The organism is Persicitalea jodogahamensis (genome assembly GCF_014651615.1).
GTDB lineage: Bacteria > Bacteroidota > Bacteroidia > Cytophagales > Spirosomataceae > Persicitalea > Persicitalea jodogahamensis.
Genome location: NZ_BMXF01000006.1, coordinates 288,639 through 298,209, shown reverse-complemented (window position 1 = coordinate 298,209; position 9,571 = coordinate 288,639). Strand labels below are relative to the sequence as shown.

Genomic DNA, 9,571 nt, shown 5'->3' with positions numbered 1-9,571 from the left:
GCAAAGGTGCAACATGTTTTTTTATCTGGCAAGCACCCCGCAGAAATATTTTTTCAGAAAAGGCACAACTACCTGATTCACAAAAACTATTTCCCGAAAAATATTTTCAGACCAAGCCATTTTCTTTGAAATACTCCAACACGTGCATTTTCAAAAGCGATTCCTGGGCCAGGATTTCGCCATGGGGTAGCGGTTGTACCAGGTCCCAATGCGGCCAGCCGTCGGCGTCTTTGCCCCGAAACTCGTAATAGCCCGACAGGCTCAGTACGCGGCAAATCCCAATATGCATGAGATCCTGCTTCTGTTCTTTAGTAAAGTGAGCAGCTCCTTTGCCCAGTTCCTGGACGCCGATCAGAAACAGAACGCCATTGAGGTCGCCCGGCTTCTTGCCGATCACTTCCCGGAGTTTTTCCAGCAGGTTTTTCCACTGAACATGGAGTGGGGTGTCTATTGTATTCATTTTATTGATTGGTATTTGACTAATGAAGGATTAGGATCTTACTACCTCGGTACTTCTATTGGTATAGATAGATGAGTGGATTTATGAAACAGAGTATTAATCTTAACTTCAAGCGCGGAAGTTAACGACAACTACCCCAAAAGAGTTTTATGGCATTCACCTGGAAGACGTATTGGCATGATTTCGTGGATTTGATTTTTCCGCGTTGCTGCGAGGCCTGCAAGGAAGCAATGGTGGGCAACGAGCAGATCATCTGCACCCAATGTCGGGCGACTTTGCCTCGGGTGGAATCGGATAGCGTAGCCAGGTCAGCGGTAGCTGCGAAATTTGTGGCTTATAAGGAAGTTACAGGCGTCGCTTCTTTTCTGGTTTTTACCAAAAGGGGGAAAGTCCAGAACTTACTACATGCTCTAAAGTACCAGAACAAGCCGGAAGTCGGGGTGTTGCTGGGGAAGATGATGGCGCAGGAATTGAAAGAGAGTGATGGCTGTCCAGCAGCCGATTTGATCGTAAGCGTTCCGTTGCACGAAAAACGCCGGAAGGAGCGCGGCTATAATCAGAGTGATGCGATCGCCGAGGGCCTTTCTGAGATCACTGGAATCCCCTGGTCGGGAAGCATGCTGGCACGTATTCGCTACACTAAGTCACAAACGGGAAAAACGAAGACCGAACGGCAGGAAAACGTAAAAGATATTTTCGAGGCGGTAAATCCTCAGCAAATACAGGGGAAACGCGTTATCCTGGTTGATGATGTGCTGACAACCGGAGCCACGCTGGAATCCTGCCTGAATGTGCTATTGCGGGCGGGCTGCGACAATATCCATATAATGACGATAGCTGCGGCCCAGCAGTAAGCGGACACGCAGCTATTGTCATTCTCAACAAAACAGTTTGTTTATCTCGCCATTCCAGAACTTCCGGTAGCGATCATAGCGCAGCGGAAGCCCACCATGGCAGAAGAAGAATCCTGCTCCATGAAGCGGCGCGTGCCGGGCGACATCCAGTAGGCTACGTCTGCCCATGAACCTCCCTTGTACACCCGCACTTCGTTCGTGATAAGCGAATTGTTATTTTTCGAATCGTAGTTTTTGGCTTCATCCTGATAGCCGTCCCGACGGAATGAGTTCAGGTCGTTGAAATCCATGTAAGAAAGAGGGCGGTAAACGTCCTGCACCCATTCATTTACATTTCCGGCCATATCGTATAGGCCGTAATCGTTGGCGGGGTAACCGCGCAATTCCTGAGTCATGATGGCTCCGTCGTTGGCGCGTCCGGCAATACCTGCGTAGTCACCTTTACCGCGCTTGAAGTTAGCGAGCATATTTCCTTGCTTCTTGCCACGCGGCTGCCGCAACGTCGAGCCGTCCCAAGGATAGATCCGGGAATTAGCCTGGTTTTCGTCGGCATATTGCGTGCCTATCATGCCTTTGGCAGCATACTCCCACTCCGCCTCAGTGGGCAGGCGGTAAGGAGGCAAAACGTAGCCACTCTCAACTGAAAGGTTGGTAGGAGCTGAGGCGGAAGCAACTTCGGCCTGAGCCGCGTCTTTCTTTTTGCCAAAAGACAACATTTTCTTTTTATTGGTGGCGCCGCCCGCCGTTCCTTTGGCGAACATGGATTGATTCACAGCGTTGGAACGCCAGGTGCAATAATCCGTGGCCTGTGCCCACGACACACCAACGGCAGGATAAAGCCGGAATCCAGGGTGACGCAAATACATAGTGACGTAAGAGTCGTTGAACGAAAGGTCGTTGTACCAGACCGTTGTATCGGGCAGGGCGCGACGATAGAACTCCTCCGATGAATCACGCTGTATGAAATTCAGGTATTCCAGGTAGTGGACGTTGGCCACTTCGGTTTCATCCATATAAAAGGACTGAATACTGACCGTGCGCTCAAGGTTGTCGCGGGTGCCCATAACGTCCTCTTCCAGAGAGCCCATCGTGAAACGACCGCCTTCAATGAAAACCAGGTCAGGGCCAGCGGGCAGGGCTTTGTACTGCTTCACCACAAAACCCTCTCCGTCCTCACCATTGTAGTCCAGTCCTGTTTTGGAGCTGGTCTTGCCGGGCTTGAGGCTGGTCGGGTCTTTCTTCTTACACGAACTCGCTACGACCAGCACCATTACTATCAGGGCCAGTGACCGAATACCCACATTTCGCATGTAATTCATTGATTTGATTTGACTAATGATAATCGTATTGATAATTAGGGTTGCAAAGTTAAAAGGGCTTTCAGGATATTCACCAAAAGTCGCTATTTATTCAATTCTTCCAGAATTCCAAGGGCCTCGTTAAGACTTTCGACTTCACTGAGGTGGAGGATCAGCTTCCCTTTTGTGTCCTTCAAAGCGGTGCGCCTGGGGTTCTGCTGGATATACTCAATTACTTTGCCAAACTTCGGCGACTGAAAGAAATTGTCGTTCCCGGAAGAAACGAAGTATCCTTTCAGGGTATTGTTTTTCAAAGTCAGTTTTTCAAAATGCAGCTTTTCGGCTTCCAGCCGCAGCCTCACCGTGCAAAGAAGATTCTGAACTTCAACGGGCAATGGTCCAAAGCGATCGTCGAGTTCTGTTTCGAAAGCTTTTAGCTCGTCGGCACCTTTCAGGTTGTCCAGACGGGTGTATAACGACAAGCGTTCCGAAATATTCTTTACGTAAGGCTCAGGAATCAAGGTAGCAAGGTCAGTTTCGATCTGACAGTCAGGCAAAATGTCCGTTGGAACGCCCAGGGCAGTGGAAAACAAGTCTTTGAATTCGTTTTCTTTCAACTCTGTCACGGCTTCGTCCAGCATTTTGTGGTACAGGTCGTACCCAAGATCATTCACAAAACCGCTTTGCTCAGCTCCCAGCAAGTTGCCCGCTCCCCGTATATCCAGGTCGCGCATGGCAACTTTGAAGCCGTCGCCCAGTTCCGAAAATTCCTCCAAAGTCTGCAGGCGTTTGCGCGACTCGCTGGTAAGCGTCGAAATGGCGGGCGTCAACAGGTAACAGAACGCCTTGCGGTTGGAGCGACCTACCCTGCCCCGCATTTGGTGCAGGTCCGATAAGCCAAACATGTGGGCGGAGTTGATAATAATGGTGTTGGCGTTGGGAATGTCGATGCCCGATTCAATGATATTTGTCGAGACCAGCACATCGTAATCCCCTTCAATGAAGCGCATCATGACGCGCTCAAGACGGCTCCCTTCCATCTGGCCGTGAGCCACACCAATGCGGGCTTCCGGCACCAGCCGCAGAATAATGTTGCCGATTGACTCAATATCGGTAACGCGGTTATGGACAAAGAATACCTGTCCCCCCCGATTAAGTTCGAAGCTGATGGCGTCGCGGATAAACTCTTCACTAAACGAATGTACTTCCGTGGTAACAGGCTGCCGGTTGGGTGGCGGCGTGGCGATAACCGAGAGGTCACGCGCGCCCATCAGCGAGAAGTGCAGCGTGCGGGGAATGGGCGTGGCCGTGAGCGTAAGTACATCCACGTTAACGCGCATTTCTTTCAGACGATCTTTCGCTTTTACACCAAATTTTTGCTCCTCATCCACGATGAGCAAGCCCAGATCTTTGAATTTCACATCTTTATTCAAAATCCGGTGAGTCCCAATCAGAATATCAAGTCTTCCCTCAGCGGCTTCTTTCAGTGTTTCCTTTATTTCTTTGGTACTTTTGAAACGATTGATGTAGCCCACGCGCGCCGGAAAATCGGCCAGCCGCTCCACGAATGTTTTGTAATGCTGCATGGCCAGAATGGTCGTTGGCACCAGCACGGCTACCTGTTTGCTGTCGCATACGGCCTTGAAAGCGGCACGGATGGCAACCTCGGTTTTTCCAAAACCCACGTCGCCACAAACCAGCCGATCCATCGGGTGCGACTTTTCCATATCGTCCTTGACGTCATTGGTGGCCTTAGCCTGATCGGGCGTGTCTTCGTAGATGAATGATGATTCCAATTCGGCCTGCATGAAATTATCGTGGCCGAAGGCAAAGCCGGGGGCCTCACGCCGCTTGGCGTATAAGGCGATCAACTCGTGAGCGATATCCTTCAGCTGCTTCTTGACGCGGCTTTTCTTGGCGTCCCACTCGCCGGAACCCAGTTTGTGCATTTGCGGCGGCGTTCCTTCCTTCCCCGTGTACTTGGCGATTTTATGCAGGTTGTGGACACTCACATACAGCAGGTCATTATCCCGATACACCAACCGCACGGCTTCCTGTTCCTGACCATTGACGTCCCGCTTTTCCATTCCCGCAAAGCGCCCGATGCCATAGTCCACGTGCGTCACGAAATCACCGGGTTGCAGCGTTTTCAGCTCTTTAAGCGTGATGGCTTTGGCCTTATTGAATTTAACCTTGAGCTTATACTTATGGTAACGCGAGAAAATCTGGTGATCAGTGTAGCAGGCTAGTTTGAGCTGGTCATCAATAAAGCCCTCCCGCAACGCAATGTTCAGCGGGCGAAACTTGACGTAAGGATTGAGATCGGCGAAGATGCGTTCCAGACGATCGAGTTGCTTGGGCTGCTCGGCGGCGATGATGTTGACGAAGCCCTGTTCCTGATTGGCGTTCAAATCTTCGATTAGACGCGGAAAATCCTTGTTAAACGAAGGCTGCGGTTTAGACGAGTACAGTATTTTATTTTCGTTTTTGAAATAAAACCGCCGCCCAAATTCCACCGTCTTGAAAGCTTTAATTTTATTCAGAAACCCGCGTCGCGTTTCGAAAAGTGTTTCGGGACTGGAAACTACCTGTACTCCGCCGCCCGTGACTTCAGCCAACGCGACCTCAGCCTGCACGAAAGATTTCTCGATAATTTCCAACGTCAGTTCCACATCTTTGAACCACAGTACGGCAGTTTCGGGCAGGAAGCTGAGGAACGATTCGCGGCTTTCGTGTTCCAGCTTTTCCTGAATGTTGGGGACGATGTTGATCTGCCGCACCGTCTCGACCGAAAGCTGCGTTTCGGGATCGAACGAGCGCAGGCTTTCGACTTCGTCGCCGAATAACTCGATGCGGAACGGGTACTCGCTGGCGTAGGAGTAGACGTCCACAATGCCCCCACGCAGTGAAAACTGCCCGGCCTCAAACACGAAGTCGGTCATCTCGAAACCGTAATCGTGCAGAAATTCGGTAATGAAGGCCGGGTCGAGTTTCTCGCCCACTTTCACCGAAAAAGTATTGGCCAGCAGCGACCGCTTGTTGATTACTTTTTCAAAAAGTGCCTCGGGATAAGTCACGATTTGCAGTGGAGGTACTTTGGCAACGCTGAGTTTGTTCAAAATCTCCGCCCGCATCAGCACGCTGGCATTATCGGTTTCTTCGTACTGATAAGGTCTTTTATACGACGTGGGATAAAATAGAATATCCTCGCCGCCCAACAAACTTTGCAGATCATTCTGGAAATAAGCCGCTTCGTCACGGTCGCTCAATACGTAGAGCGACAAACGGGGCGTCTGACTATTTATGGTAGCAGCCATCACAGCATCCAGACTGCCGACAAGACCCTTGATCTGGACGCGGTTCTCGATTGGGGTCTGAATTTGGCTCGCGAGCAGCTTTGGATAGCTATCGGAGCCGTATAGGGTAAGTAGGTCTTTGGTATCCAATGAAATCTTTCTTAGGGTTGGGTGATTGGCACCCTATTCGCATGAAGTTGGTAGGACCAACCTAATACTTTTCAACGAAGGGATTGTTCAAATAATCACGCCAACACAATTCGCCAGGTTGGTAAATAGTTCAAAAATCGATTTGTCCGCCAACTTGGCAAAAATATTACTGGATGGTAGCTTCCCTGGTAAAGCTATACGCTTGAAATGGCATGCCGTTGATGCCAACCAGTAGTCGGTTGCCGACGACACGCAACCCGCGCACATCGCCGCGGAACTGCAAACCGGATTGGTTTTGGGGCAAATAGGTAAACCCGCCTTTTTTATCATTCAGGAAAACCTGGCCGTAGTTGGCGTCCATCGTGCCAATACGCACCCGACTGCGGCTTTGGTTTCCGGCGGCGATTAGATCACGATACCCGTCCCCATTCACATCGGCAGAAGCCAGGGCATAAACAGGAGCAAACTGAGCTTGTACAGGTAGTGGCTTCTGGGTGAATTCCCCGCCACCGTTTACCAGATAAACCGTTGACAGTGTCACCGCCGTGGCCTTTTCAGGCGTTTTACCTTTAAACTCTCCCAGGATATCCTCCATCGTGGCGGTCGAATACGATTCGTGAGTAATGTACTTTTTCTTCAAAGGAACCAGCTGGTCCGAGAGTTCGTCGCGGCTATACGCCGGATGGTTTTTACCCTGAATGGCGTAGGCTAAAATCGGGTCCAGCTTACCATTGTTGTCGAAATCTTCGGTGAAAAGCGTCATCGGAAAATCAGCGGACGCTTTTAGCTGAGAATTCAGACCGTAGTTTCCGACGATCAAATCCTGGTCGCCATCGTTATCAAAATCTTCGGCGACGATACTTTGCCAGAAGCCCGTGAGTTCGCTGAGCTCATCCTTTACAATGGAAAAAGTACCCCGCTCATTGTGCAGCCGGATGATGCCCGTCCATTCGCCTACGGCGACCAAATCTTCGTACCCGTCTTTATCATAGTCTATCGCGCAAACATCGGCCAACAAACCCAGCGTGGCGAATATCGGATTCTCCACGTTCGTAAATTTCCCTTGATCGTTGCGGTATAAGCGGCTGGGGTTATAGCGCGGGTAGTTGGTAGGCACCACCGAACCCGCTACGAACAAATCCAAATCGCCGTCTTTATCAAAATCCAGCACAACGGCCCGGCTATCGGAAAAATTACCGCTGTCGATTGCCTCGTAGTCTTTAGTAAAACTACCTTTTCCGTCATTTTTATACAGGCGATTTTGCAGCATCAGGTCATTGGGCAAGTACTCGTACCCTCCGCTGACCACGTACAAATCCTGATCTCCGTCGCCATCGGCGTCGAAAAAAACCGCGTCGGTGTCGGTGGCAAGTTCATTTTCCTGAAAAACGGGTTGCGGCTTTTGGACAAAATCCCCCCCCTTCTGTTGCAGCCAAAGTTGTCCCGGCTGGCCTTTGCCTCCGCCCAGATACAGGTCTTCCAGGCCATCGCCGTCAACATCGCCTTTGGCAATGCGCGGTCCCTGGTAGGAATACATGTGCAAGAGAAGCAGCTGGCGATTGAAGTCATTCAACGGCTGCTGCTGATGCTCAGAAATGGTTTGAGTGAGCGTAAAAATCGGCTTGGACACAGGAATGGGCTGAAATTCTCCTTCGTAGTTTGGGGCGTACTTTATAGTCAATAGTTGATCGGCAGTTGTTTCCGTCACCTTTTGAGCTTTTCCATCAGGCCAAACAACTACCAGACTATCCAGCTTGTTTTTGCTTCCAAGGCCAAAGTGAAGCGGAGCGGCCGCGCTGCTTTGGTAGCCATGCGTTGGTGTCAGGTACCGGTACTGCCGGAGCGAATCAGCGTAGGCGTAAACTTTCGCCCCGATTGCACTCTGACCCGGTGCCGCGGTCAGTTGAACCGACATGAAGTGTCCTTTTTTCTGCTCCCGGCTGAGGTTTTGATAAACGTAGGCGCGCTCATTGATGTTGTTGATCACGATTTCCAGATCGCCGTCGTTGTCCAGATCCACCGAAACGGCCCCATTGGATATTACGGGCGTATCGAACCCCCAGGCGGTTTGCTGATTCGTAAAAGTCAGGTTTCGGTTATTTCGAAAGATGTAGTTCGGTGTTTTGGTGGATGGCATCTGGGCGATAATCGCGCTCACGTTTTGCGCGTTGTTTTGTCGCTCGTCGGCGTAGTACTTCATGAAGTCCATGTTCGTGTAGTCGCGCAGGTAGCCATTCGTCACGAACATATCCTGGAAGCCGTCATTATCGAAATCTGCCAGCAACGGCGACCAGCTCCAATCGGTGTTCGAAACGCCCGCCACTTGCCCGACTTCACTGAAAGTACCGTCGCCATTATTGACTTGCAGCATATTACGCATGATCTCGGGATGAAAGCCGTTGCGCAGCATGGACAAGTACGCCTCATAGCGGTCAGGGCCAAAGAGTAGTTTCTGCCGCTTGTTGTCCTCGGGCAGCATGTCGGTCGTCACGATGTCGGGCAGTAGGTCGTTATTAATATCGCCGATGTCGTTGCCCATCGAAAAGTAGCTGGTGTGGCCCGTAGTTTGGTCAACGATATCCTCGAATCCGCCTTTTTGATTATTGATATAAAAATAATCGCTTTCGATATAATCGTTGGATACGTAAATATCCGGCCAGCCGTCACCATTCAGGTCGGCGATATGGATGCCCAGACCGAAGCCAATCGGATTGCCTTTAATACCTGCTTCGGCGCTAACATCCACAAACTTACCGTTGTTATTTCGCATCAGCCGATCGCCCGCCAATGTATCGCGCATGGCGTGAACGGCCTGTACATCAAAGCGGTTGAAGTCCTCGACATTGTGATTCAGTACGTAAGCATCGAGGTCGCCATCGCGGTCGTAGTCGAAGAAGGTAGTTTGGGTAGTGAAAGTACCAAGATCAAGGCCGTATTCGGTGGCGCTTTCCGTGAAAGTCGGTCCGTCGCCACGGAGGGTTTTGTTATTGATGTAGAGCTTGTTCTTCCGCAGAGCGGGCTTATCCACATTGCCCGACACGGAGACGTAGATATCCAGCCAGCCGTCGGCGTTGATGTCCACCACGGTCACCCCCGTTTTCCACTCGCCATTCCAGGTAATACCCGACTGCGCAGTAACATCCTCAAAGTGGAGTGGTTCGCCGTCACGATTGCCTTTGTTCAGATACAGCTGATCTGGCCCCTGATTGGCGGTGAAGTACAAATCGGTCAGCCCGTCGTTGTTAAAATCACCCGCCGCTACGCCGCCGCCGTTGTAGAAATATTCGTAGTTGAGCACGTTTTCCTGCTCGGTTTCCTGAATGGTATTGACGAAAGTGATTCCAGAGTCTTCTTCGGAAAGTAGTTTGAAAATATGGTCCGAATCATCGGATTTGCAGCCGAACATACTTGCAATAACTACCAATAAGGAACCTATTTTATTCATTGAGCGATGTTTTTTGGCAAAATACGAAATATAAAAAGACGCCCCCACTAGCGAGAAGGGGCGTCTTA

Annotated in this window: 5 protein-coding genes; 1 reads left to right on the top strand and 4 read right to left on the bottom strand. The window is 50.6% G+C overall.

Annotation, left to right across the window (positions count from 1 at the left end):
- Positions 1–106: 106 nt before the first annotated feature.
- Entirely contained in the window at positions 107–460 is a 354-nt protein-coding gene (locus IE117_RS23720) for a hypothetical protein (RefSeq protein ID WP_189568078.1), read from the bottom strand.
- A 149-nt stretch (positions 461–609) separates the two neighbouring features.
- Between IE117_RS23720 and IE117_RS23715 the strand changes: the two genes are divergently transcribed.
- Entirely contained in the window at positions 610–1,314 is a 705-nt protein-coding gene (locus IE117_RS23715; RefSeq protein WP_189568076.1) for a ComF family protein, read from the top strand.
- Positions 1,315–1,355: 41 nt separating this feature from the next.
- On the opposite strand, the gene IE117_RS23710 is transcribed toward IE117_RS23715, so the two are convergent.
- The 3 genes from IE117_RS23710 to IE117_RS23700 all read right to left on the bottom strand — a co-directional run bounded on the left by IE117_RS23710 (position 1,356) and on the right by IE117_RS23700 (position 9,503).
- Positions 1,356–2,624 carry an SUMF1/EgtB/PvdO family nonheme iron enzyme gene (locus tag IE117_RS23710; protein ID WP_189568121.1) on the bottom strand — a complete coding sequence of 423 codons (1,269 nt, stop codon included), beginning with the start codon at positions 2,622–2,624 and terminating at the stop codon, positions 1,356–1,358.
- Positions 2,625–2,716: 92 nt separating this feature from the next.
- On the bottom strand, positions 2,717–6,058 hold the full coding sequence (mfd, locus tag IE117_RS23705) for a transcription-repair coupling factor (RefSeq protein ID WP_189568074.1): 3,342 nt from the start codon (positions 6,056–6,058) through the stop codon (positions 2,717–2,719).
- Between the two features lie 166 nt (positions 6,059–6,224).
- On the bottom strand, positions 6,225–9,503 hold the full coding sequence (locus IE117_RS23700) for a VCBS repeat-containing protein (protein WP_229581379.1): 3,279 nt from the start codon (positions 9,501–9,503) through the stop codon (positions 6,225–6,227).
- Between the last annotated feature and the right edge of the window lie 68 nt (positions 9,504–9,571).

Bases quoted from the DNA above. Each gene is read 5' to 3' on its own strand.
- IE117_RS23710 (WP_189568121.1), bottom strand. From the start codon at position 2,624: ATGCGAAATGTGGGTATTCGGTCACTGGCCCTGATAGTAATGGTGCTG.
- IE117_RS23720 (WP_189568078.1), bottom strand. From the start codon at position 460: ATGAATACAATAGACACCCCACTCCATGTTCAGTGGAAAAACCTGCTG.
- IE117_RS23715 (WP_189568076.1), top strand. From the start codon at position 610: ATGGCATTCACCTGGAAGACGTATTGGCATGATTTCGTGGATTTGATT.
- IE117_RS23700 (WP_229581379.1), bottom strand. From the start codon at position 9,503: ATGAATAAAATAGGTTCCTTATTGGTAGTTATTGCAAGTATGTTCGGC.